The organism is Parvibaculum sp. (assembly GCF_049672805.1).
Taxonomy (GTDB): Bacteria; Pseudomonadota; Alphaproteobacteria; order Parvibaculales; family Parvibaculaceae; genus Parvibaculum.
In genome coordinates, this window is sequence record NZ_JBATWS010000399.1 from 1 (window position 1) to 22,863 (window position 22,863).

The following is a 22,863-nucleotide window of genomic DNA, read 5'->3' on the forward strand; positions in this document are numbered from 1 at the left end:
ATTTAGAGTTGTTTCCAGCATGACACGGCTTTCGCTTCACAGGGGCAGTATCGCAAGCGATTGATCGGTCGTTCCATGTCCTGTTTCCGGTTTTCCAAGCCTTTCCGCCCCGCCCTTCTGCTGGCACTGCTTCTCGCTGCCTGCCTTTCGGCACTCCCCGGCAGCGCCGAGGCAAGTTCGCGGATCAAGGACATCGTCGATGTGGAAGGCATTCGCGACAATATGCTGGTCGGCTATGGCCTCGTTGTCGGACTGAACGGCACGGGCGATACGCTGCGCAACGCCCCCTTCACGCAGCAAAGCCTGGTCGGCATGCTGGAACGGCTCGGCGTCAATACACGCGGCACCACGCTCAAGACCGCCAATGTCGCCGCCGTCATGGTCTCTGCGAACCTGCCCGCCTTTGCAACGCAGGGCACCCGCATCGACGTGACGGTAAGCGCGCTTGGCGATGCGACGAATCTTCAGGGCGGCGTCCTTCTGGTAACGCCGCTGATGGGCGCCGATGGCGAGGTCTATGCGGTCGCCCAGGGCTCGCTTGCCACGGGGGGCTTTTCGGCGCGGGGTGAAGCAGCCTCTGTCACGCGCGGCGTGCCCACCAATGGCCGCATCGCGAACGGCGCCATTGTCGAGCGCGAGCTTGATTTCCGTCTTGCAGATCTTCGCACGCTCCGCCTCTCGCTCCGCAACCCGGACCTCACCACCGCCCAGCGCGTGGCCGGCGCGATCAACACCTTTCTCGGCATGAACATGGCCCTCGCCGACAGCCCGACCACGGTAAAGCTTGATGTGCCTGCGGGCTGGCGCGGCGGCGTGGTCGGTCTTCTCACGGAAATCGAGCAACTGCGCGTCCAGCCGGACCTCTCGGCAAAGGTCGTCATCGACGAAAACTCCGGCGTCATCGTCATGGGTCAGGATGTGCGCATCAGCAAGGTCGCCATTGCGCAGGGCAATCTCACCATCTCGATCAGCGAGACGCCGCAGGTAAGCCAGCCCTCGCCCTTCTCCACGCAAGGCGACACGGTCGTCGTGCCACGCACCGACGTTGATGTGAATGAGGAAGAAGGCCGCCAGCTCGGCATCATTGATGGCAGCATCAGCCTGGCCCAGCTTGTCGATGGTCTGAACGCACTCGGCGTCAGCCCGCGCGACATGATCACCATTCTTCAGGCGATCAAGTCTTCCGGCGCGCTTCAGGCCGAAATCGAGGTAATGTGATGGAAGCCCTCAGCGCCCTTTCCACCAGCTATATCTCGCTCGGCAAGGCGCAACTCCCCGCGCAGGGCACGCGTGATGAGCGCGCCTGGGCGGCCGCGCAGGATTTCGAGGCGCAGTTCATCTCCACCATGTTCCAGTCGATGTTTGAAGGCGTCGGCGACGACAATCCCTATAGCGGTGGTCCCGGCGAAACCATGTTCCGCTCCGTCCTTGTCGATCAGTACGGTCGCCAGATGGCAAAGACCGGCGGCATCGGCATTGCGGATGACATCTACCGCGAGATTCTGAAACTGCAGGAACTGCCGAAATGACTGAAGCACGCCGCATTCCCGCTGAAACACTGGTTCCCGCCGATCTGGTTGAACGCATGACCGGGCTGACGGCAAGTCTCACGGAAGTGATTGAGCGCGAAACAGAAGCCCTCCGCAACCGCGCGCAGGCCGACATCGCCGCGCTGCAGCCGGAAAAAATCCGCCTCGCCAATGAATACGCAATGGATGTGCAGGCCGTGCGGAGCCGGAAGGAATTGCTGGACCGCGCCCCCGCCGAACGCGTGACGCGCCTTAAGGCCGCAATGATCGCGCTCGACAAGGCGCTCACTCTTAACGGGGAAGCGCTTGCCGCCGCGCGCTCCGTTTCCGAAGGGCTGATCCGCATGGTCGCAAACGCCATGACGGAAAAGGCAGCCCCCACGCTTGGCTATGGGGCAAATGCCGCCACCGCCCCCCGCCGCGCCGCAGGAAGCGCCGGATCACTGACACTCGATGCCCGCATCTGATGCCGCCCCCGCCCCTCACCTTCAGGGGCGAAGCCACCATTCCGGCATGGTTAACGCAATCGTAACCATAACGGCCCGCAAATAAGCGCCATCGCATCGGGGCGATGCGCTGAATCGCGAGGACCGGGCCAACCTGACATGTCATCCTTGAACAAGCGCAATGCCAGCCGGGAAACGGGCAGCATCGGCAAGAAATTCGAGCAAGGTCTCCGCCTTCAGGCGCAGAACAGGCATGCCGAAGCCGTTTCGCGCTTTCGCAAGGTGCTCGCGGCAGAACCAGACCATGCAGAAGCGCTGCGCGGACTTGCCCGATCTCTGATCGCGACGGAAAGAGCGGACGAAGCGGTGCGCCTTCTCGATGAGGCTACCGACGCAGCCCTTGCTGCCCCCTCCCTCGCGCAGCTCAAGGATCTCGCCGCCGTTTGCCTCACGATCGAACATTTCGAGGCGGCCGAACGGCTCTGCCGTCAGATACTCGAACTTGATCCGGCCTCAGTCACCACACTGATCAATCTGGCCTATATCGTGGAGCGGAAGGGCGAAACGCAGGAGGGTGTCGATCTTCTCTCCCGCGCCATCGAAATTGATCCTTCCTCGGCCAGCGCCTATGGCGCGCTTGGCCGTATCCTTGCCAATGCAGCGATGTTCGATGACGCGATCATGTGTTATCGCCGCTCGATCGAGCTGGACCCGCTCCAGTCCACCACCTACACCAACCTTGCCGCCCTCTTCGAAACCACCGGCAGATTTGATGAAATGCTGCTTGCCTGTGAGCAGGCATTGCAGATCAACCCGGATTGCGACGCGACGCGCTGGAACCTTGCCCGCGCCCTTCTGGCCACCGGCCATATAGAAGAAGGGTGGGACATGTATGGCTTTGGCTTCGCCTCTGGCCAGCGCCTGCCGCTCCGCCCCTTTCCCGGTCTGATCTGGGAGGGCGAAGACCTCAAGGACAAGACCATCATGGTCTGGCGCGAACAGGGGCTTGGCGACGACCTGCTCTTTTCCACCTGCTATACTGACCTGATTGCCAGGGCGGGTCATGTCATCATCGAGACCAATCCGCGCCTCGTGTCGCTCTATCAGCGCACATGGCCTCAGGCGACGGTGCGGGCAGAAACGCCCACCTCCACCGGGCACGGGAATTACGGCAAGGTCGATTTCGACGTGACCGCCCCTGCCGGCATGGTCGCCGCGCAGCTTCGGCGCAGCCTTGATGCCTTTCCCGCCGAGGTAAACCGGCTTGTGCCGGACCCGGCCCGCGTTGCGGAGTGCCGTGCCTGGCTTGAGAGCCTCGGCCCTGGCCCCAAGATTGGCCTTTCGTGGAGTTCGCGCGTCGTCACCAAACTCCGCTCGCTCGTCTATACGGACCTTGCGGACTGGAAACAGCTCTTCGCCATTGAAGGCGCACATATCATCAACCTGCAATATACGGATGTGAGTGCGGAAGCAGACGCCCTCTTCCGCGATTGCGGCGCAACGCTGCACCGCATGCCCGGCCTCGACCTTTTCAATGATATCGAAGGTGCGGCCGCGCTCTCTTCCTGCCTCGATGCTGCTGTGGCTCCGGCGAGCTTCCCGCTCGTCCTCGCAGCCGTGCTCGGCGTGCCCTGCTTCCACTATCTTCCCCGGCGCGTCTGGACGAAGCTCGGTACGGACGGGCTGCCCTGGTTTCCCAATGTCCGCTGCTATGCGCTTGAAAGCGCCCCCAGCCGCGAAGTACTGGCGGCCAAAATCGCGGCAGATGTGCGCGCCTTTACCCTCGGTTGACCCTGATCGACCCGGCAAGAATTTCCGGCAGAACGGAATTTCCTGCCATATGCGCTGCTCTCAATCACCCCAAGCCATTGATTTTATTTGATTTTCAAACTGGCCCGCCTCTTGCGACGCAAGGCCCGAAGCAATCGACGGATGCAGAGTTAAAGGCGAAGCCACTCAGGCACCCGGTTCGACGGCGCGGCAGGTCCGACCAAAACGACATTCGGACTCCGCTGTTTACGTCGAATTAATGATTAACAGCGAGTGTAGTGCCCGTGCCGCCATGAGACGGCTTGGGCCAAACCCTGGAGGGTAGAGACAATGGCTGATGTGGTCCTTTCCGGAGCGATCCGATCGAATCTGCTCAGCATGCAGAACACCGCGAGGCTGCTTGATGAAACGCAACTGCGCCTCGCAACGGGTTTGCGCGTTCGCAGTGCTATCGACAGCCCGACCTCTTTTTTCACGGCACAGGGCCTCAACAACCGCGCCTCTGACCTGAACAACCTTCTCGACGCCATGGGCCAGGGTGTACAGACGCTGCAGGCAGCCGATGAAGGCATCAAGTCGATCCTGAAGCTCGTTGACAGCATGAAGGCCGTCGCGAACCAGGCACTCGAAACAAAGATCAAGTCGGCAACCCTCACGGGCAACCAGACGGGCGCGCCCCTCACCGGCGGCGTGGCACTGAGTGGTCTCGGCGCGCTGGTCGCTGGCAACACCATCACAATCACCGTGGGCGAAGTCTCGGAGACGGTCACAATCGGGGGCGCCACCGGCAACGTGGCCACCGTGCAGGACCTCATCGACTGGGCGAACGACACGTTTGACGGCGACGAGCCGCTGGTCGCCTCGCTCACCCCGGAAGGACAGCTTCAGCTCGAAGGCAAGAACGGCCGCGATGTCACCGTAACGGCGGCAGCAGGCGTCAATGAAGTCAGCCTTGCAGGCCTGCTTGGCACACGCACCTCTGCGACCGAAGGCGTGAACCGCGACAAATATGAGCGCGACTTCAACAATCTACGCGAGCAGATTGCCGATCTCGCCAAGGATGCGCACTACAAGGGCGTGAACCTTCTGAAGGGCGACGTGCTCAGCGTCTTCTTCAATGCCGATCAGACGAGCAAGCTCGACATTGAAGGCGTGGACATGACGCCGGAAGGTCTGCTCAATATCGGCGAAGTCTCGACCACATCCGGCAATCACGGCTTCCAGCTCGATAGCGGCATCAAGGCTTTTGTCGATACGCTGAACTCAGCCACCAATGTGCTCCGCCAGCAGGCATCCACCTTCGGCGCCAATCTCGGTGTGGTGCAGATCCGTCAGGATTTCACCTCTGCCCTGATCAACACGCTGGAGAGCGGCGCGTCGAACCTCACGGTCGCCGATACGAACGAAGAAGGTGCGAAAATGCTCGCCCTCCAGACTCGTCAGCAGCTCGGAACGACAGCCCTGTCGCTCGCGAACCAGGCCGAACAGGGCGTGCTGCGTCTCTTCGGTTAAGCCTGACAGGCGCAAAAAACTCAATGAAATCAGAAAGGCGGGTCGCATGGCCCGCCTTTCTTGCTTAACGGGCTACCCGAAGTTTTTCTGCAAAATGCATAAAAACGTCGCGCGTTTTACGACCTTTTAACGGCTCAACGCGCATGCTCCACCCATGGCTCAGGACGAGCTGGTGAATATGGTTCCTAGGAAAGGACAACTATCATGGGTGACATCACTCTTACGAGCGCCGTGCGCGCTAACCTGCTTACCCTTCAGAACACTGCCGCGATGATGGCGACGACGCAGAACCGCCTCGCCACCGGCCTGAAGGTTTCCAGCGCTCTCGACAATCCGCAGTCCTACTTCACCGCTTCCGGCCTGAACGCCCGTGCGTCCGACCTGAGCGCGCTGCAGGACTCGATGAGCCTCGGTGTGCAGACACTGAAGGCCGCTGACGAAGGCATCAAGTCGATCCAGAAGCTTGTGGCTCAGGCTCGCTCGGTTGCGAACCAGGCTCTTCAGGTGAAGGCGACGGCAACCACGCTGACCGCGGCAGTTGACGTGGACGACCTGACTTCTGCGTCTTCCGCAAACCGCGCTCTCACGATCCAGATCGGTTCGGCTTCCGCCATCTCGCTCACGCTCGCTGCGAAGGATTACGCTACTGCGGCTGACGTCGCCGAGGAAATCCGCACGCAGATCTCGGGCAATTCCGCTCTGGAAGGCCTGACTGTCCAGACCTCCGGTGACAACATCACCTTCTCGCTCGCCTCCGGCGAAGCGTTCGAAATCGGTGGTGCCGCAGCGACAGCCTTGGGCATTGATGGTGAGGGCGAAGGCGGCAAGACGCTCCAGGAAGCCCGCGCCACCTACGCTGCGGATTACAACAATCTGCGCACGCAGATCGACCAGCTCGCTTCTGACGCCAGCTTCAACGGTGTCAACCTGCTCACGGGCGACGATCTGCTTGTGAAGTTCAACGAAGACGGTTCGTCGAGCCTGAACATCTCGGGCGTGACGTATGATGCGGCTGGCCTCGGCATCGTCGAGACCGACTTCACCGACATCGACGCCGAAATCGCGCTCCTCGACGCAGCGACCACGACGCTCCGCACGCAGGCTTCGACCTTCGGTGCCAACCTCTCGGTCGTGCAGAACCGTCAGGACTTCACCAAGAACATGATCAACGTTCTTGAATCCGGTGCAGGCAACCTGACGCTTGCCGACACGAACGAGGAAGCGGCGAACCTGCTGGCCCTTCAGACCCGCCAGTCGCTCGCCCAGACCTCGCTGTCGCTGGCGAACCAGGCCGAACAGAGCGTCCTCGCGCTCCTGCGCTAATCGTCTCCCCCGCTCCGGCGGGACGACAAACCGAATGGCGGCGGGACCCCCGGTTCCCGCCGCTTCTTTTTCATCCGGCGCGATTCAGGCTAGACTGGTTGAACAATTCCTTTCAGGACGATCCTCATGGCCCTCAAAGTCGAACTCAAGCCCGGTGAACGCTTCATTCTGGGGGACAGTGTCATCACGAATGATGATCAGCGCACGCGCCTTTTCATCGAGGGTGACACGCCGATCCTTCGCGAAAAGGACATTCTGCGCGCCGCAGACGCGGATACGCCCTGCAAACGCGTCTATCTCATGGTGCAGATGATGTATCTGGCGCCGGACCCCCGCCCCCATCACGAGCTTTATTTCCAGATCGTGAAGGAAGTGCTGGAAGCCGCTCCCTCCACATCGACCTATATCGACGCCATCAACAGTAAAATCTTAACCGGCGAAATGTATAAAGCTCTCAAGGAAGCTCGCAAGTTGATCGAGTACGAACGGGGGCTGCTGGAGAATGTCAAGACCGCATGATGCGTATGCCAGCGCATCGAAAATAGCGCCGCGCGACCCGCGCGAATTCGAGGCCACCATCCTGACGCGCGCGGCTGGCCAGTTGCAACGCATCCGCGACAACTGGACGAACGAAACCAATGCCGCGCTTTACGAGGCCCTTGTCTATAATCGCCGTATCTGGACCGTTTTCGCCTCATCCGCAGCCGAAAGCGAGCATCCGCTGCCCCGCGAGATCAAGCAGAACATCGCCAATCTCGCCGTCTTCATCTTCAAGCGTACCAGCGAGATTGAAGCCGCGCGCGAGCCGCAGCCGCAACTCCTCGATTCACTCATCATGATCAATCGGGAAATCGCGGCCGGGCTTTACTCACGCGCCTGAATTGGCCCTTAGCGCGGCGGCATACGGATCGCGCCGTCCAGGCGAACCGTCTCACCGTTGAAATAGCCATTGCGGAGCATGGTAAGTGCCAGATCCGCATATTCCGACGGATCGCCGAGACGTGGCGGGAACGGAACGGAAGCCGCAAGATTGTCAAAAATCTGCGGCGCGCGATCCTTCACCGCCAGCATAGGCGGTGTCGCCATGATGCCCGGCAGAATCGTGTTGATGCGGATGCCCTCCCGTGACAGATCACGCGCAATGGTAAGCGTCATACCCTTGATCGCGGCCTTCGCAGCCGAATAGGCAACCTGCCCGATCTGTCCGTCTTCCGCCGCAACGGACCCCGTATTCACAATCGCGCCCCGCTCGCCGCCTTCCAGCGGATCAAGCGTCGCCATGCCGGCAGCGCTCTTCACGATGCAGCGGAAGGTGCCGACCGTGTTGAGGCCGAGCACATACTCGAAATCGGAAATCTTGAACGGGATGATCTCTCCCGTCTTCTTGTCGCGGCTGATTGTCTTGCCGCCGCGGCCGCCACCGGCACAATTCACAAGGCAGCGTTCCTGGCCATGCGCAGCACGGGCCTTTTCGAAGCCTGCATCGACAGAGGCTTCGTCCATCACATTGACCTCGCAGAAAACCGCGCCAAGCTCCTTCGCCACCCGCTCGCCATTCTCCCTGTTCAGATCGAAGATTGCGACCTTGACGCCAAGCGCGCGCAGCGCCGTGACCGTTGCCTTGCCAAGACCGGATGCACCGCCGGTGACGACAGCCGAGATGTTTTCATCAAGCTTCATGATCGGATTTCTCCCTCCCCTTGTTGTTTGTCTGATTGCGATACCGCACAGAATGCCGCCTTTTGCGGCCCGTGCAAGCAGGGTCAGCAGGATCGTCCGCCATGCCGCAGGGGCAACGTGGCATCAACCGCGCAAGAAAAAAGGGCCCGTGAATTACGGACCCTTTCCCGCCTGTCGGCCTGATGCGATCGATCAGATGAAGTTCACCAGCGACATTTTCGAGAGCATCGCCGTCACCTGATAGCTCGCCTGAAGCTGCGTGATGAGCGTGTTGAGCTTCACACCGACCTCATAAGGGTCTGCATTCTGGATATCGCCCAGCATCTCGTTCGCCGATGCCATCACGAGATCATGCCGGGCCTGCGTCTTGGAAAGCGTCGACGCAGAAAGGCCAAGCTGTGTCACGATGCTTTCAAGAGACTGCACTCCCTTGAAGTTGAGCTTCTGCGTCACCCGCCCGCTCAACGCCTGATAGGATGCCGTCTGCTCCGGGTCTTCCGCATCGGAATATTCGACAGCCGCAAGCAGCCCCGACATTTTCAGCGTGTCGCGGATCGCCGCCTGATCGGCGCGGGCGCCATATTGAAGCTGGCGGCCATCATCGATCTGCGCCGTGAAATTGTTGCCCGGCGTGCCCGTGAGATCACCCCTGTACCAGAAAACCGTGTCGGCCTCCGTCGCTTCGATCAGGCCTGTTGCCGTTTCAAAGGGAGGGCCGTCCACACGCTGCGGCGCGCCACCTGCGGCATAGTCAAAGAAATTGTTTGCCGCCTCGACGGAGGATGCCGCCCGGAGCGTGATCTGCCCTTCCCGCTTGAGCGCGGTTTCAAGGGCTGCCTGAAAATTCGCCGCCGTCTGGTCCGCATCCGCACCGATGGTGAACTCGCCCGGACCCGCCGGATTGTTCACACTCGCCTTGAGCGTCACAAGCGTGTCCGTACCGTCCGGCAGGGCAAGCCGCAGCTCGATCTTTTCGCCCGGGACCGGAAAGCCGGTAAACTCCACGTCAAGAGAGGCAGGCGTACCCGCAGGCCCGGTGACGGTGGCATTTGAAAGCGTTGAGGTCACAGCCGCAAGCTTGAAGCCAAAGACGCTCGGCGCGGCATCTTCTGCAAGCGTCACGGTAGAATCGACCGTGCCGAGCGTCAGCCGGCCCATGCCATCGGCACCGAGATCGGCAAGCGCACGCTCCGCAATGAACTGCTTCAGCCCCGCCTTCCCGTCCACGCCATTCAGAATATCCGCAGGCAGCGCCACAGGGCGCGTTGATGTGTCGAGACCCCCAAAGAGATAGCGATCCTCGACCTCCAGATTGAGCAGGTTGACCAGTTCATCAAACTGCATCGCAGACTGGATCTGCGCGCTGGTCTGCTTGCCATTCACCAGCTCAAAGCCGGTGCTCGCGAGCGTTGTCTTGGTCTGCGAGGCAATGGTGTTCACGCGTGTCAGCGCATCTGACATGACCTCAATCCGCATTTCCGTGCGGCTGATCGTGTTCGTATAGGCGGTGAGCTGCGAAAGCTGATGCGAGAGCGACAGAACCGCGTTCCGGTCCGTGCCGAGCTTCGCATAGGAATCGGTCTTCAGCCCGGTTGAAAGCTGCCTCTGCAGATCATCGAACTGCGCCCGCATCTCATTGATGGACTGCCGCAGCGCGAGAGACTGGGAAAGCGTGGAAATCTGCATGGGGCTTACCTGCCAATGCTCATCAGCACATTAAAGAGGTCCTGGATCGTCGAAATGACCCGCGCATTTGCCGAATAGGCATTCTGCAGCAGGAGAAGGTTCGACATTTCATCGTCGATATTGACGCCCGTCTGCGCGTCAAAGCGGTCCTGCAGCGAGGATGTGACAACCTGCTGCGCATCCGCATCGCGCGCGGCATTGGCCGACTGCGCCGCCTGAAAGGAAACGAGGCGCCGCGCAAACTCGTCAACCGAGCCGTTGAAGGGTGTCATCGCGCCGCCAATGCCCGACGACGGCGAATAGGTGCGGCTGTTCGAGGTCAGACGGGCAAGGAGATCAAGCGGTCGTGTGGCATCCCCCACCGGCACGCCCGCATCATAGGCGACAAGATAATCATCATTCGCAAGAAGCGCAGGATTGATCGTGATGCGCGCGGCAAAACCCACCTTCTGCGGTGGCACATCAAGGCTGTTCGAGAAAATGCGCCCCGCACCGCCATCTACGAAAAGCGCGAGCCCCGTCGATCCATCTGCCAGCGAAGACGGCGTTACCGTCGCGCTCAGCCCGACAATATTGCTGGTGCCCGCCGCGCCATCATCAAGGAAGCGAAGCGTACCCCCAGCCGGGTTCGACACCACCACCGCCGCAGGCAATGCCGCCTGAAGATCAGCAACGATATCCGCCATCGGCTGGTTGAAATTGATGCCGACCACAATGTCATCCGGATTGGCGGTCACATCATTCGCAAGCGGCAGCACGGACGCATCATCAACGCGCACGATGGTCACATTTTGCGTCACGCCGCCCACAGTATAGGTAAGGCTGATCGTGTTGCCGGCGACCATGCTGCTCGTGTCGATCTCAAGCCCTTCGGCCGGTGCGACCGTTACCGGGTCACTCGCCACCTGCTCTTCCGAGAGAGAAAGCGCGAGCTGCGCGGCAAGCTCATCAAGCTGCGCCTGTGCCTGCGGCAACACCTTGTCGCGCATCTCGAGATAGCCCGCCAGCGCGCCGGAGCGGATGGCACCCGCCGCAATGAGGTCAATAGCGTTCGAACCAGAGACGAGGCGGATCGTGCCTACACCGCCGTTCTCATAGGTCGAGCCGGGGTCTATCTGGGTGCGTTCGTCAAAGGCGAGTTCCACCGGCGTCCGGTCCAGCAGAAGCTGGCCGCCCGAGGTGAAAATCGTGACAGAGCCATCATCGCGGTTGACGACTTTTACATCCATCAGCCGCGACAGCTCATCAATCGCCATGTCGCGCTTGTCCTGCAGGTCACCCACCGAAAGGTTGCCCGCCTGACGCTGGGAGATCTGCTTGTTCACGGCGGCAATGGTTTGAAGCAGCGCATTCGCCTGCTCCACCCCCGCGGCGATGTTCCGCTCTGCCTCGAGCCGCATATCCTGGATCATGTCCGACATGCGGTTCATCTTCGCGGCAAGATTGCTCGCCTCATTGAGAAGCGACTGCCGTGCGGCATCGGATTCCGGGTTGCCCGCCAGTTCCTGCAGGCTCGTTGCAAGCGCACTGATGGCGCCCGCAATAGACGCATTGGAATTGGGTGCACCGAACATCTTGTCGATGCGACCAAGCATGTTTGACTTCACATTGAGAAGCGCCGACCCCGCCGCAGAGGTACGAAGCTGCTGCTGCAGAAACTCGTCAATCTGACGCTGCGCTGCCTCGCGCCGAACGCCAATGCCTTCCCCGCCTGCGAGCAGGTTCGTCTGCTGCTGGACCTTCCTCGTATAACCCGGCGTGCCCACATTGGCGATATTGCGCGAGGTGACGTCGATCCCGGCCTGGGAGACGTTCAACCCGCTCATCGCGGCACCAAGTGCGGAAGTGAGACTCATGGAAAGACCTGCGTTAAATCCTGCCCGGATTGGGAAGCAAGGCGGACGCCCCGTCAGAAGCGCCCGCCATGATCATCAGCGCTTCATGTTGAGCGTTTCGCGGATCAGTTCATCCGCCGTGGTGACGATGCGCGTGCCCGCCGTATAGGCCTGCTGCGTCACGATCAGCTTCGAGAACTCATCGGCGATATCGACGTTGGAAGCTTCGCGCGCCGAGCCGATCACATCCGCCCCGCCCGTCAGCATCGGGCCGCCCGAATCCTGCGTCGCGGCGAAGGCCGTGCCATCAAGCTTCTTCAGCTTGTCCGGCGCATTGAAACGGGCAAGCGCGATCTCGGCGAGGTCCACCGTCTTGCCATTCGAATAAGTACCCGTCACACGGCCATTGTCCGACACGGCAATGCTCACCAGCGAACCGGAGGGGTAGCCATTCTGCTCCAGCATGTTGGTCGCAACGGTGCCGTTGTCATCCTCATACTGCGTGACATTTGACGCGCCATGATTGAGCGTCACATCGCCAAGGCTCACACCGTTCACGGTCAGGCCCGTGATGGTGGTCGAGTCCACGGGCGGAGCAAGACGGCCCTGCGCATCGAACTCATAGGACTGGCCGACATTCACCCATTTGGTCGCGTTGCCCGTTGCACCGTCATCTACCTTGTAGAAGAGGTTCCAGGTGTCGCCATTACCCGCCGCATTGTCCACCTTCGCCCAGCGGAACTGGATGTTGGCGGGGGCGCCCATCGCGTCATAGCCCGTCACCGCGCCACCGGAGAGCGAGTTGTCGAGGAAGATGTCCTCATTCGCGGCCGAGATGACGCTGAGATCGGCAAGCGCCGGCGTAAAGCGAGCCACCGTCAGCAATTCGCTGTTCGGGATGCCCGGATCCGCATTCACCGTCTTCGGCCAGGCCGGCAGATTTGCCTTGTAGTCGATGGACGACGTGGTGCGCGCGGCCAGGAAGTCACGGTTGATCTGGATGCGGCTCGGCGTATCGCCAATCGGGTTGCCGGTCGTCGGATCAATCATCAGCCCCTGCAGCGTGTAGCCGCCGCCATTCACGAGATAGCCATACTTGTCCAACGTGAAGTCGCCGCGGCGCGTGTAATAGTTCACGCCGTCAAACACGGGGTTGCCGTCAATCGTCGCAACGCGCGCCGAGACGATGAAGAAACCGTCGCCATTGATCGCCATATGCGTCGGCACTTCGGAGGCGTCGATAGAGCCCTGCACACCATTGGTGAAGGCAGGCGCTGCCAGCACTGCACCCGGCAGATGGTTGCGGCTTGTCGAAGCGGTAACGATGTCCTGAAAATTCGTATCCGTTCGCTTGAAGCCGATGGTCTGCGAATTGGCGATATTATCCGAGATGTGACCGAGCGCGCTCGACTGGGCGCGAATGCCGGTAATGGCCGTGGTCATCGATCCAAAAAAGCTCATGGGCTCTCTCCATGCGGTCCGTCCCGTCAATGCGCAGCGGGACATTTGCTGGCTCACAGAGAGCAAGGAGCAGGCCAACTATTTAAATAAACAAAATCAATGACTTACGGATTTTCCACTGCGACCGGGCGGAAGCGGATGCCGGGCAGCCACCCCCACCCCGGCAAAAATTGCCGCTGCGTCCGCCATGCACCTCGCCACCGCCGCTCAAAACCGGGCGGCAGGCCCTGCGCCGGCGAACAGGCCTTTCCCTTGAACCTCGGAGCCCCAGCCGTTAGGTTCCTTCGCGTTCAGCCATTCGCTAATCGGTCGCTTCGCGCCCAGGGGAAAGCCAGATCATGAAGTTTGAGGGAACAAAGAATTACGTCGCCACAGAAGACCTGCGCGTCGCCGTCAACGCGGCCATCACGCTGCAGCGTCCCCTTCTGGTGAAGGGCGAGCCCGGCACCGGCAAGACGGTGCTGGCCGAAGAAGTGGCAAAAGCGCTCGATGCCGAGCTCATCACCTGGCACATCAAGTCCACTACAAAGGCGCATCAGGGCCTTTATGAGTATGACGCCGTGTCGCGCCTGCGCGACAGCCAGCTTGGCGACGAGCGCGTGAAGGACATCCGCAACTACATCGCCAAAGGAAAGCTCTGGGAAGCCTTCGAACGCGAGAAGCGCCCGGTCCTGCTCATCGACGAAATCGACAAGGCCGATATCGAGTTCCCGAACGACCTTCTGCAGGAACTCGACCGGATGGAGTTCTATGTTTACGAGACGAATGAGACGATCAAGGCCACCCAGCGCCCTATCGTCATCATCACCTCGAACAATGAAAAGGAACTGCCGGACGCGTTCCTGCGCCGCTGCTTCTTCCACTACATCAAATTCCCGGACGAAGAGACGATGCGCTCCATCATCGACGTCCATTTCCCGGGCCTGAAGAGCAAGCTCGTGCAGGAAGCGCTCTCGATCTTCTATGAGATTCGCGAAGTGCCGGGGCTGAAGAAGAAGCCCTCCACCTCCGAACTGCTGGACTGGCTGAAGCTGCTCCTCGCCGAAGACATCTCGCCCGAAACGCTCCGCGAGAAGGACCCGACGAAGCTCATCCCGCCGCTCCACGGCGCACTGCTGAAGAACGAGCAGGACGTTCACCTCTTCGAACGCCTCGCCTTCCTCGCGCGGCGCGAACGGAACTGATCCTGCGTCATTGCCGGGCTTGCCCGGCAATCGCCTGAAATGCAAAAGCCCGCGCCTCAACCGCGCGGGCTTTTTCTATGGCTGCTTCTGCGGGGCAGACTCCGGCTCCGACACGATTACCGGCTGCTCGCCAACGAAATCACCAAGCACTTCGGCCCGTTCCCGCGTCATCTCCGCATGGCAGCTTGCGAGCAACATCCCGTAAAGCGTGCCCTCGGGGATGCGGAAGCGCGCGCAAGTGATGTTCTTGTGCGCCTCATAGGCTTTGGCACTCTCCTTCACCCACTCCGTCAAGCGGGCGTCCTCCCGCCCGATAATTTCTGCCTCCCGCTCCGCGACCACGCCCTCCCAATAGTCGCGCAGCGCGTATTGGCAGAAATTCATGGCAAGCGTGGTCCACCCGCCTGCCTCTGCGCATTGCATGAAAAATCGGTCGCTGCAGTCACGCCCCGGATTGCCCTCACCTTCCGGCGCGGCGGCAAGGCAGGCTTCCATCTCGGCAGCGGCGCGCCCCTCTGCCAGCCACGGATTTTCCTCTTCCGCTGCGGCAGGCGCGGAAACTCCGAGAAATGCGAGGATAATCATCGGAAACACGCGATCCATAAATGAACACCTCTGCCCCTTCAAACCGGCCGCCATAGGCCCTAGACTGCGCCCAAACGCCATTCAGAACTTCGGAAGCATCCCATGTTCGTCCATTTCTTTCATGAACTAAAAAAGGCCAATGTGCCCGTTTCGCTGCGCGAGTATCTCACGCTGCTGGAAGCGATGGACCGGGACGTGATCGACCGCAAGGTCGAGGAGTTCTATTACCTCGCCCGCGCTTCGCTGGTGAAGGATGAACGCAATCTCGACAAGTTCGACATCGTTTTCGGCCATGTCTTCAAGGGGCTGGAACAGATCGGCGACGGCGACCTTGCCAAGATTCCCGAAGAATGGCTGCGGGCGCTTACCGAGAAATTCCTGACCGAAGAGGAAAAGGCGCAGATCGAGGCGCTGGGCGGCTGGGAAAAGATCATGGAGGAGCTGCAAAAGCGCCTCGAAGAGCAGAAGGAACGGCACGAGGGCGGCAACAAGTGGATCGGCACGGGCGGCACCTCCCCCTTCGGCGCGAATGGCTATAACCCGGAAGGCGTGCGTATCGGCCAGAAGGAAGGCCGCCACGGCAAGGCCGTGAAAGTCTGGGACAAGCGCGAATACAAGAACCTCGACGATCAGGTCGAGCTTGGCACGCGCAACATCAAGGTGGCGCTCCGCCGCCTGCGCCGCTTTGCCCGCGAAGGCGCACCGACCGAACTGGACCTCGACGGCACCATCAAGGCGACCGCACATCAGGGCTATCTCGACATCAAGCTGGTGCCCGAGCGCCGGAACAAGATCAATGTGCTGATCTTCTTCGACATTGGCGGCTCGATGGATAGCCACATCAAGCTTTGCGAGGAGCTTTTCTCCGCCGCGCGCAGCGAGTTCAAGAATCTCGAATATTTCTACTTCCACAACTGCCTTTATGAAGGTGTGTGGAAAGACAATCGTCGGCGCCACACCGAAAAGATGAACACCTGGGACGTGCTTCACAAGTACCCGTCCGATTACAAGGTCATCTTTGTCGGTGACGCCACCATGTCGCCCTATGAAATCACCTATGCGGGCGGCTCGGTGGAACACTGGAACGAGGAGCCGGGCGGCGTCTGGCTTGAGCGCGTGACGCAGATTTACGAGAACTGCGTCTGGATCAACCCGATCCCCGAACGGCATTGGGAATACACGCCCTCCCTCCAGATCATCAAACAGATCATGGGCGAGCGCATGTATCCCCTGACGCTGGAAGGCCTCGACCACGCGATGAGAGAATTGTCGCGCTGATCGAAGGCCATCCGGTCTGAGGCTGCATCGCTCGGGAGGGGACATGCCAACACGGATAATCAAGGCCGTCGCCTGGGGTGACTTTGCCGTCACCCTGCCCTTTGCCGTTCCCTTCATTGCGGAAGCCCTGATTGCGCTGATCTATGGCATCGATCGCGCGCTCGGCTTCGACACGCCCGCGCTCTTCTTCGAGGCCGGACCCTTTGGCCTGATGTTCGTTCACATCATGGGTGTGCTGGGTGTCGTTTGGGCCGCGGCGCGCCTGCGCCAGCCCCTGCCGGAGCTTGCGCGGATTGATGCTGTGGCGCGCCTCGTCGTTGCTGCGCTCATCATCTATGCGATCTCGAGGGGAGCGACACCTTTGCTGTGGCTTTTCGTTGCTACAGAGATTGGCGGCAGCATCCTGCAATTCGCAGGCTTGCGGAAAAACTGACCCCTCAGTGAAAGTCCCGACTTTTCGGCACGAAGCGCGCGGCCTTGAGGCGGCGCTCTTCCTGCCGGGCTTCATGCGCCTGTCTTTCATCAGGCGTCGGCCCGCCTGCCTCATTCACCTTGTGGGCCACGGCTGACACGCTCTCAAGCCCGCCGGAAGTGAGGAGCGCCAGTTCCTGCGTCCAGTCCTCCAGATCATCCGCGATCACATGAATGACGATCCCTTCCTTCTGTACACGCCCGCGAACGAAAAACAGGCGTGAAGTCAGCACCACGCGCCGCCGCCGCTCATAAAGCTTCGGCCAGATAATGACGTTTGCCGTACCCGTTTCATCCTCGATCGTCGCAAAGATAACGCCGCTCGCCGTGCCCGGCCTTTGCCGCACCAGCACCAGCCCCGCCAGCGTCACATAGCTGCCATTCGCAATATTCTTCAAAGCAGCAGCAGGCGTGATGCGCTGCGCAGCAAAACGTGTCCGCAGCAAAGAAAGAGGATGCGCCTTCAGCGAAAGCCGGAGCGTTGCATAGTCGAGCACGACATGCTCACCGGGCGGCATGGGCGGAAGCTGCATTTCCTCTTCATGCTGGAAACCGCCCTCTTCCAGCGCCGCAAAAAGCGGCAGAGCCGCAGGCATCTTCCCTTCCTGCCCCTGCCCATATCCACCAAGCCCGCGCACGGCCCACAGCGCATCGCGCCTGTCGAGGCCGATGGAGCGGAACGCATCTGCATCTGCAAGCCGCTCGATGAGGCGGGGAGAAAGACCCGTCTTCAACCAGAAATGCCGGATGGAATCGAAGCCCTGTCCCCGGCGTTCATCGATAAGGAACGCGGCTTCTTTGGGCACGCCCTTCACTTGCCGAAAGCCGAGACGGACGGCACAGCGCCCTGTCTCCGTTTTCTCCAGCGTGCAATCCCAATTACTCGCATTCACATCGACAGGACGCACCTCCACACCATGCTCTCGCGCATCGCGCACAAGTTGCGCGGGCGCATAGAACCCCATGGGTTGCGAATTGAGAAGGGCGGCGCAGAACACGTCGGGATAATGATATTTGATCCAGGCCGACACATAGGCGAGCTGTGCAAAGGCAGCGGCATGGCTTTCCGGGAATCCGTAATCAGCAAAGCCTTCGATCTGCTTGAAGCAGCGCTCCGCAAATTCCGGCTCATAGCCATTGCGGATCATGCCGGAGATAAATTTTTCCCGGTAGAGACCGATCGTGCCGGATCTGCGAAACGTCGCCATAGCGCGACGCAACTGATCGGATTCCCCCGGCGTGAAGCCTGCCGCCACAATAGCAATCTTCATCGCCTGCTCCTGAAAAAGCGGCACGCCATAAGTCTTGCACAGAACCTCCTCCAACGCCTTGGAGGGATATTCGACCGGCTCCTGACCGCCCCGCCGTCTGAGATAGGGATGCACCATGTCACCCTGTATCGGCCCCGGCCTCACAATGGCAACTTCAACCACAAGATCATAGAACTTCCTTGGCTTCAGGCGCGGCAGCATGGACATCTGCGCGCGGCTTTCCACCTGAAAGACGCCAATCGCATCTGCCTGACAAAGCATCTCATACACATCCGGGTCGCCTTGCGGCACACGCGCAAGATCGAGCGAACGGCCATAATGCTTTTCGATGAACTCAAAAGAACGGCGGATGCAACTCAACATGCCAAGCGCCAGCACATCGATCTTCAATATGCCGAGCGTATCAAGATCATCCTTGTCCCATTCGACGAAGGTGCGATTTTCCATCGCCGCATTCTGGATCGGCACCACTTCTTCAAGTGGCCCTTCCGTGATGACGAAGCCGCCAACATGCTGCGAGAGATGGCGCGGAAAACCGATCAGCTCGCCCGCAAGTCGCAGCGCCAGACGCAATTCCCTGTTCTCTGCATCAAGGCCGATTTCCGCGGCGCGCTCCCGCGATATGCCCTTGCTCGACCAACCCCATGTCGAACGGGCAAGGGCCGAGACAATATCTTCGGAAAGGCCGAAAACCTTTCCCACATCACGAATCGCGCTGCGTGACCGGTAGGAAATGACCGTCGCCGCAATGCCTGCACGGTGGCGGCCATACTTGTCATAGATGTACTGGATCACTTCCTCGCGCCGGTCATGCTCGAAATCGACATCGATATCGGGCGGCTCGTTGCGGTCGCGCGAGATAAAACGCTCGAACAGAAGGTTCACCTCCCCAGGATCGACAGACGTGATCCCGAGACAATAGCAAACCGTGGAATTCGCCGCCGACCCTCGCCCCTGACAGAGAATCTTCCGGCTGCGCGCATAGCGCACAATGTCATGAACGGTGAGGAAGTAAGGCGCATATTTCAGCTCTCCGATCAGCGCCAGTTCATGCTCGATGGTCGCGCGCAGCTTCGCGCTCACCCCGTCGGGAAAAAGTTGCGCCGCCCCTTCCCATGTCAGCCGCGTCAGAAGTTCCTGCGGTGTTTCGTTTTCAGAAAAGGGATCGGTCGGATATTCATAGCGCAATTCATCAAGCGAGAAGCTACAGCGGCGCATGATTTCCTGCGGTGCCGCCAGCGCCTCGGGAAAGGCAGCCAGCAACCGTGCCATTTCTTCCCCGCTCTTGATATGGCGTTCTGCGTTGGCCTCCAGCAGAAAGCCCGCTTCTTTCAGTGTGCAATGAGTGCGAATGCAGGTGAGCACATCCTGCAGCATCTTCCGCTCCGGCATGTGAAACAGCACATCATTGGTCGCAAGAAGCGGCACATCTGCTTCCGCTGAAAGACGCGCCAGAATCTCATGCCGCTGCCTGTCATCGGCGCGATAGAACGGCGTGAGCGCAAGCCAGACCGACCCCGGAAAGGCCCGCGCAAAATGACCGAGCGTTTCCCTGAAAGCCGCATCCGGCACAGACGGCGGCATGGCGATGAAGCATTGCCCCTCTCCCTCCGCCAGCACATCTTCAAACCCTAGATCGCATTCGCCTTTTCTGGTGCGCCTGTTGCCACGTGTGAGAAGCCGCGCAAGCCGGCCATAGGCCGCGCGATCACGCGGATAGGCAATCACCTCAAAGCCATCCCGCAGCACAAGGCGCACGCCGGGCAGAAAGCGTATGCCCGCGGCCTTCGCTGCCGCATGAGCACGCACAAGCCCGGCCATGGTGTTGCGATCGGCAATACCTATCGCTTCGAGCTTCTGTGCAGCAGCCGCCATTACCAGCTCTTCCGCATGAGAAGCGCCACGCAGAAAGCTGAAATTGCTCGCAACCGCGAGTTCTGCGAATGCCGCGCTCATTCGAAAATGCCGTGCAGAAACCAGCGCGGCCCGTCATTGTCATGGCGATAGAGTCCGTCGCGATAAAGCCAGAAGCGCCGCCCATCGCTGTCTTCCACACGGTAATAATCGCGTGTGCGCTTCTGCCCCTCGCGCCACCATTCAGGCGCAAGACGCTCCGGCCCCTCTGCCCGCGTGACGCGATGCGCAATCTTCCGCCAGCGAAAGAGACGCGGCGGCCCTTCCGGCACTTCGGCCACGGCTTCCACCGGCTCTGGCACGGGAAGAAGCCGCAAGGGGCGCGGCAGGCTCCCGCCCAGCACAGCGGCCCTGTGCTCTCTTATATGTGTGGACCAGCCCGTCATGGCGGGCGTTTTGCCGTGAAGGGCCGGAACCATCCCCACCGCATTTTCAGGAATGTGGCTTCCTCGCGGCTCCATCCTGAAAAGACGCTCCGTACCGAAACGATTGCTCACCCGGTCCACAAAACGCTCCAGCGCTTCCCCTTGCCCCCCGCCGCCTTCAAAGCCCTGTTGTGCAGGCAGCAGCGGATCGACAGCGAGACAGGCAAGCGTGATCGTTTCAATGCCGAAACCGGGATCGAAATCATCGCCGATGGCTTCAAGCTTCTCGCGGAAGAGGCGCGCAATATGGTCCGCCTCATGCGTGGCAAGGCTCGTGCCCGCGCGAAGCTGCGTCACCTCCCCGTCCGCGCGGAAAAGCTGAAGCTCCATCCGCCGCGCGCCCTTGCGCTCCTTTTCAAGCACCGCGCAAAGCTCTTGCGCCAGATGAAGAAGCGCCTGCGCAATATGCACCTGCCGTGTCACCCCTTCCGCAAAGGAAAGGCTCGCCCGGAAAGGCACATGCGGCTGGGCGGGAGAAATCGGTTCCCGCTCAAAGCCCAATGCTTCATCGAGACGCTGCACAATCCGCGTTCCGAAACGGGCGACAAGCGGCGCGCGCGGGCGGCCATAAAGATCGCCCACTTTCTTGAGACCGAGCCGGATCAGCCCGTCAATCTCCGCACCATCAAGGCGAAGTGCTGCGACAGGCAGCGGGGCGAGCGCCGCCGCTTCTTCTCCGGCAGGCAGGATGGATTCTGCATCCCTGCCAAACCGCGCCAGCGCCCATGCAGCACCCGGTGTAGAGGCAATCGCGATCCGCGTTGAAAAACCGAAAGCGGAAAACCGCTCGCGTATCTGCCGAAGAAGGGCGGCCTCCCCGCCAAAGAGATGCGCGCAGCCCGTAATGTCGAGCCAGATGCCATCCTGCTCGCCGTTTCGCCCTGTGGGATCCAGCGCCGTCCAGGGCGAGTAGCGCTGGCACCAATTTGCCAGTCGTTGCAGCGCCTTGCGCTCGCCTTCCGGGTCTGCCGGATACAGCTCCAGCCTCGGGCAAAGCGACATGGCATCGGGCACAAGCTGGCCCGGCCCCACCCCTGCCGCATGGGCAAGCCCGTCACAGGCCGTGATGCGCAACCCGCCCGCTCCCGCCCGCGCAAGCGCGCGCGGCCGTTCTGTCAGGACAAGCGGAGCGGCCTGCCGACGAAGCTCGCGATAAAGCCTTTCTATGGACCAGGCGGGCAGCCATAGCGAGGCAACCCGTCTGCTTTCCGCTAGAGACATGGCTGAACCAATAAGAACAAAAAGAGAACATATAATGTGCCCCAACCCGCTCCCCGATGCGAGTCAAATCGGGGGCCGGTTCGCCTTCTTCTTGTCGGAAAAAGGAATAGGATAAGTTCTATGGACGGGCGCATGGCCCGGCGCAGGGAGAGGCTTGAATGCTCACACGCTTACAGACGAAACGATTGATGCTCGGTGCCGTGCTGGCGCTGCCTCTTGCGCTTGTCGCCTGCGCTGATCCGGCGGCCGAACAGGCCCGTCTCGATGCGATCGACCATAATAATTGCGTCGAACTCGGCTTTGAGCCGAACAGCGAGGCCTATGGCAATTGCCGTCTGAAGATGAAGGAAATCCGCGCCAGGGAAGCAGGCAGCCGCTCGCCCAATGTCGGCTTCGGCGTAGGCATTGGCATCAGCAAGGGGTTCTGATCCTCCGAACAGTATCAAGGGAGCAGATATGCGTATCGTACAGGCTGGACTGGCCATCGGACTGCTTCTCACCCTTGCCGCTTGCGCAAGCCCGCAGGAAGAAGCCGCCCGCGCCGCAGCCCAGCAACAGGCAGACCGCGCCGAATGTCAGCGGATCGGCTTCACGCCCGACACCGAAGCCTTTGCCAAGTGCATGCTGAAGCTCCGGGAGATCCGCGCGCAGGAAGAGAATACCCGTGCACTGCGCCGCGCGAACACGCCCTCACCCTGGTGGGGCCCCTATCCCGGCTATTACCCCTATCCCTATCCGCATTATCGCCGCTGGTAGCTTCAGCCTGTGCGCCGGAAAGGAAGCGTCGCTTCGGAAGGCTGAGGCGCGGGCAGGGAAATGCTTTCGCTTTCCTGCACCGGCGTGACGAATGAAAAATCCGTCGCTTCGCCATCCCACTCCATCAGCCAGCGCCCCGGCTTCCCGCCCCGGCACCGCGTGAGAGAGACAGACCAGCGCGCTCTTCCCGGCAGCTTCTCGCCACCGCGCACATCGAAACTGCTCTCGCTTTCGGCTGACGCCACCTGCCAGCGCGTCACAGCAACACTCGCCCCCTGCCTGCCGTGACCCGTGAAAAGCAGCACCGGCGTCTGCGTTTCCTCCGCCGCCAGTTGCAGCCGTAGCGTCGAGGAAAGATCGAGTGCCGAAGAACGGCCATCCACCTCCCCGATCACCGCCGCAAAGGCCCGTGCCCGCAACGCCTCTTCCATGACCCAGAGACAATCCGTGTCCCCTGGCGGCTCGGCGAAGAGAAGCCGCGCCGGATCAATTCCGAAAGCACCGATCCCCGGCCCG

At 60.8% G+C, this 22,863-nt stretch carries 21 protein-coding genes; 13 read left to right on the forward strand and 8 right to left on the reverse strand.

The annotated features are described in order from the left end of the window. The first annotated feature begins 75 nt into the window (after positions 1-75). The 8 genes from WBF74_RS12355 (at position 76) to flaF (ending at position 7,460) form a co-directional block, all read left to right on the forward strand. Positions 76-1,218, forward strand: a complete 1,143-nt coding sequence (locus tag WBF74_RS12355) for a flagellar basal body P-ring protein FlgI (protein ID WP_424440306.1) — start codon at positions 76-78, stop codon at positions 1,216-1,218. After that, on the forward strand, positions 1,218-1,529 hold the full coding sequence (locus tag WBF74_RS12360) for a rod-binding protein (protein WP_424440309.1): 312 nt from the start codon (positions 1,218-1,220) through the stop codon (positions 1,527-1,529). Before WBF74_RS12355 ends, WBF74_RS12360 begins: the two co-directional genes overlap by 1 nt. Continuing rightward, on the forward strand, positions 1,526-1,996 hold the full coding sequence (locus WBF74_RS12365; RefSeq protein ID WP_424440312.1) for a hypothetical protein: 471 nt from the start codon (positions 1,526-1,528) through the stop codon (positions 1,994-1,996). The genes WBF74_RS12360 and WBF74_RS12365 overlap by 4 nt, the downstream gene beginning before the upstream one ends. Before the next feature lie 138 nt (positions 1,997-2,134). Continuing rightward, entirely contained in the window at positions 2,135-3,766 is a 1,632-nt protein-coding gene (locus WBF74_RS12370) for a tetratricopeptide repeat protein (RefSeq protein ID WP_424440315.1), read from the forward strand. 309 nt (positions 3,767-4,075) lie between these two features. Then, a complete protein-coding gene (locus tag WBF74_RS12375; protein WP_424440318.1) occupies positions 4,076-5,257 on the forward strand; it encodes a flagellin in 1,182 nt (393 codons plus the stop codon). A 204-nt stretch (positions 5,258-5,461) separates the two neighbouring features. Next, positions 5,462-6,580, forward strand: coding sequence for a flagellin (locus tag WBF74_RS12380; RefSeq protein ID WP_424440321.1), 1,119 nt, complete (start codon positions 5,462-5,464; stop codon positions 6,578-6,580). 126 nt (positions 6,581-6,706) lie between these two features. Next, positions 6,707-7,099 (forward strand): flagellar biosynthesis repressor FlbT, encoded by a 393-nt coding sequence (flbT, locus tag WBF74_RS12385; protein WP_424440324.1) that lies wholly within the window; start codon positions 6,707-6,709, stop codon positions 7,097-7,099. Further along, complete coding sequence (gene flaF, locus WBF74_RS12390; protein WP_424440327.1) at positions 7,083-7,460, forward strand: flagellar biosynthesis regulator FlaF; 378 nt, start codon at positions 7,083-7,085, stop codon at positions 7,458-7,460. Before flbT ends, flaF begins: the two co-directional genes overlap by 17 nt. 8 nt (positions 7,461-7,468) lie before the next feature. Here the strand turns inward: flaF and WBF74_RS12395 are convergent, their stop codons facing one another. The 4 genes from WBF74_RS12395 to WBF74_RS12410 all read right to left on the reverse strand — a co-directional run bounded on the left by WBF74_RS12395 (position 7,469) and on the right by WBF74_RS12410 (position 13,242). Then, positions 7,469-8,260, reverse strand: coding sequence for an SDR family NAD(P)-dependent oxidoreductase (locus tag WBF74_RS12395; protein ID WP_424440330.1), 792 nt, complete (start codon positions 8,258-8,260; stop codon positions 7,469-7,471). 192 nt (positions 8,261-8,452) lie between these two features. Beyond that, positions 8,453-9,946: a flagellin gene (locus tag WBF74_RS12400; protein WP_424440333.1), complete on the reverse strand. Its 1,494-nt coding sequence runs from the start codon at positions 9,944-9,946 to the stop codon at positions 8,453-8,455. 5 nt (positions 9,947-9,951) lie between these two features. Beyond that, positions 9,952-11,802 (reverse strand): flagellar hook-associated protein FlgK, encoded by a 1,851-nt coding sequence (gene flgK, locus WBF74_RS12405; protein WP_424440336.1) that lies wholly within the window; start codon positions 11,800-11,802, stop codon positions 9,952-9,954. A gap of 75 nt (positions 11,803-11,877) precedes the next feature. Beyond that, positions 11,878-13,242 (reverse strand): flagellar hook protein FlgE, encoded by a 1,365-nt coding sequence (locus WBF74_RS12410; RefSeq protein WP_424440339.1) that lies wholly within the window; start codon positions 13,240-13,242, stop codon positions 11,878-11,880. A 338-nt stretch (positions 13,243-13,580) separates the two neighbouring features. Between WBF74_RS12410 and WBF74_RS12415 the strand changes: the two genes are divergently transcribed. Continuing rightward, positions 13,581-14,426, forward strand: coding sequence for an AAA family ATPase (locus WBF74_RS12415; RefSeq protein WP_424440342.1), 846 nt, complete (start codon positions 13,581-13,583; stop codon positions 14,424-14,426). A gap of 75 nt (positions 14,427-14,501) precedes the next feature. Here WBF74_RS12415 and WBF74_RS12420 read toward each other — a convergent pair whose 3' ends face one another. Continuing rightward, on the reverse strand, positions 14,502-15,029 hold the full coding sequence (locus tag WBF74_RS12420) for a lysozyme inhibitor LprI family protein (protein ID WP_424440345.1): 528 nt from the start codon (positions 15,027-15,029) through the stop codon (positions 14,502-14,504). An 84-nt stretch (positions 15,030-15,113) separates the two neighbouring features. Between WBF74_RS12420 and WBF74_RS12425 the strand changes: the two genes are divergently transcribed. Both WBF74_RS12425 and WBF74_RS12430 read left to right on the forward strand, forming a co-directional pair. Next, entirely contained in the window at positions 15,114-16,289 is a 1,176-nt protein-coding gene (locus tag WBF74_RS12425; RefSeq protein ID WP_424440348.1) for a vWA domain-containing protein, read from the forward strand. A 43-nt stretch (positions 16,290-16,332) separates the two neighbouring features. Further along, positions 16,333-16,722 (forward strand): hypothetical protein, encoded by a 390-nt coding sequence (locus tag WBF74_RS12430; RefSeq protein ID WP_424440351.1) that lies wholly within the window; start codon positions 16,333-16,335, stop codon positions 16,720-16,722. A gap of 4 nt (positions 16,723-16,726) precedes the next feature. Here the strand turns inward: WBF74_RS12430 and WBF74_RS12435 are convergent, their stop codons facing one another. Next, positions 16,727-19,987: an error-prone DNA polymerase gene (locus WBF74_RS12435; protein WP_424440354.1), complete on the reverse strand. Its 3,261-nt coding sequence runs from the start codon at positions 19,985-19,987 to the stop codon at positions 16,727-16,729. Beyond that, on the reverse strand, positions 19,984-21,591 hold the full coding sequence (locus WBF74_RS12440) for a DNA polymerase Y family protein (protein ID WP_424440357.1): 1,608 nt from the start codon (positions 21,589-21,591) through the stop codon (positions 19,984-19,986). The genes WBF74_RS12435 and WBF74_RS12440 overlap by 4 nt, the downstream gene beginning before the upstream one ends. Before the next feature lie 158 nt (positions 21,592-21,749). Here WBF74_RS12440 and WBF74_RS12445 point away from each other — a divergent pair, with 158 nt between their 5' ends. Both WBF74_RS12445 and WBF74_RS12450 read left to right on the forward strand, forming a co-directional pair. After that, positions 21,750-22,019 (forward strand): hypothetical protein, encoded by a 270-nt coding sequence (locus WBF74_RS12445; RefSeq protein WP_424440360.1) that lies wholly within the window; start codon positions 21,750-21,752, stop codon positions 22,017-22,019. A 28-nt stretch (positions 22,020-22,047) separates the two neighbouring features. Next, entirely contained in the window at positions 22,048-22,347 is a 300-nt protein-coding gene (locus WBF74_RS12450; RefSeq protein WP_424440363.1) for a hypothetical protein, read from the forward strand. A 2-nt stretch (positions 22,348-22,349) separates the two neighbouring features. Here the strand turns inward: WBF74_RS12450 and WBF74_RS12455 are convergent. Then, positions 22,350-22,863: ImuA family protein (locus tag WBF74_RS12455; protein WP_424440366.1), on the reverse strand; the 514-nt coding region annotated here is incomplete at its 5' end.

Excerpts from the sequence above, each read along its gene's own strand:
- WBF74_RS12395 (WP_424440330.1), bottom strand. The coding sequence starts at position 8,260 with ATGAAGCTTGATGAAAACATCTCGGCTGTCGTCACCGGCGGTGCATCC.
- WBF74_RS12360 (WP_424440309.1), top strand. The coding sequence starts at position 1,218 with ATGGAAGCCCTCAGCGCCCTTTCCACCAGCTATATCTCGCTCGGCAAG.
- WBF74_RS12450 (WP_424440363.1), top strand. The coding sequence starts at position 22,048 with ATGCGTATCGTACAGGCTGGACTGGCCATCGGACTGCTTCTCACCCTT.
- WBF74_RS12370 (WP_424440315.1), top strand. The coding sequence starts at position 2,135 with ATGTCATCCTTGAACAAGCGCAATGCCAGCCGGGAAACGGGCAGCATC.
- WBF74_RS12355 (WP_424440306.1), top strand. The coding sequence starts at position 76 with ATGTCCTGTTTCCGGTTTTCCAAGCCTTTCCGCCCCGCCCTTCTGCTG.
- WBF74_RS12400 (WP_424440333.1), bottom strand. The coding sequence starts at position 9,946 with ATGCAGATTTCCACGCTTTCCCAGTCTCTCGCGCTGCGGCAGTCCATC.
- WBF74_RS12430 (WP_424440351.1), top strand. The coding sequence starts at position 16,333 with ATGCCAACACGGATAATCAAGGCCGTCGCCTGGGGTGACTTTGCCGTC.
- WBF74_RS12435 (WP_424440354.1), bottom strand. The coding sequence starts at position 19,987 with ATGAGCGCGGCATTCGCAGAACTCGCGGTTGCGAGCAATTTCAGCTTT.
- flaF (WP_424440327.1), top strand. The coding sequence starts at position 7,083 with ATGTCAAGACCGCATGATGCGTATGCCAGCGCATCGAAAATAGCGCCG.
- flbT (WP_424440324.1), top strand. The coding sequence starts at position 6,707 with ATGGCCCTCAAAGTCGAACTCAAGCCCGGTGAACGCTTCATTCTGGGG.
- WBF74_RS12425 (WP_424440348.1), top strand. The coding sequence starts at position 15,114 with ATGTTCGTCCATTTCTTTCATGAACTAAAAAAGGCCAATGTGCCCGTT.
- WBF74_RS12365 (WP_424440312.1), top strand. The coding sequence starts at position 1,526 with ATGACTGAAGCACGCCGCATTCCCGCTGAAACACTGGTTCCCGCCGAT.
- WBF74_RS12410 (WP_424440339.1), bottom strand. The coding sequence starts at position 13,242 with ATGAGCTTTTTTGGATCGATGACCACGGCCATTACCGGCATTCGCGCC.
- WBF74_RS12380 (WP_424440321.1), top strand. The coding sequence starts at position 5,462 with ATGGGTGACATCACTCTTACGAGCGCCGTGCGCGCTAACCTGCTTACC.
- WBF74_RS12375 (WP_424440318.1), top strand. The coding sequence starts at position 4,076 with ATGGCTGATGTGGTCCTTTCCGGAGCGATCCGATCGAATCTGCTCAGC.
- WBF74_RS12440 (WP_424440357.1), bottom strand. The coding sequence starts at position 21,591 with ATGTCTCTAGCGGAAAGCAGACGGGTTGCCTCGCTATGGCTGCCCGCC.
- WBF74_RS12445 (WP_424440360.1), top strand. The coding sequence starts at position 21,750 with ATGCTCACACGCTTACAGACGAAACGATTGATGCTCGGTGCCGTGCTG.
- flgK (WP_424440336.1), bottom strand. The coding sequence starts at position 11,802 with ATGAGTCTCACTTCCGCACTTGGTGCCGCGATGAGCGGGTTGAACGTC.
- WBF74_RS12420 (WP_424440345.1), bottom strand. The coding sequence starts at position 15,029 with ATGGATCGCGTGTTTCCGATGATTATCCTCGCATTTCTCGGAGTTTCC.
- WBF74_RS12415 (WP_424440342.1), top strand. The coding sequence starts at position 13,581 with ATGAAGTTTGAGGGAACAAAGAATTACGTCGCCACAGAAGACCTGCGC.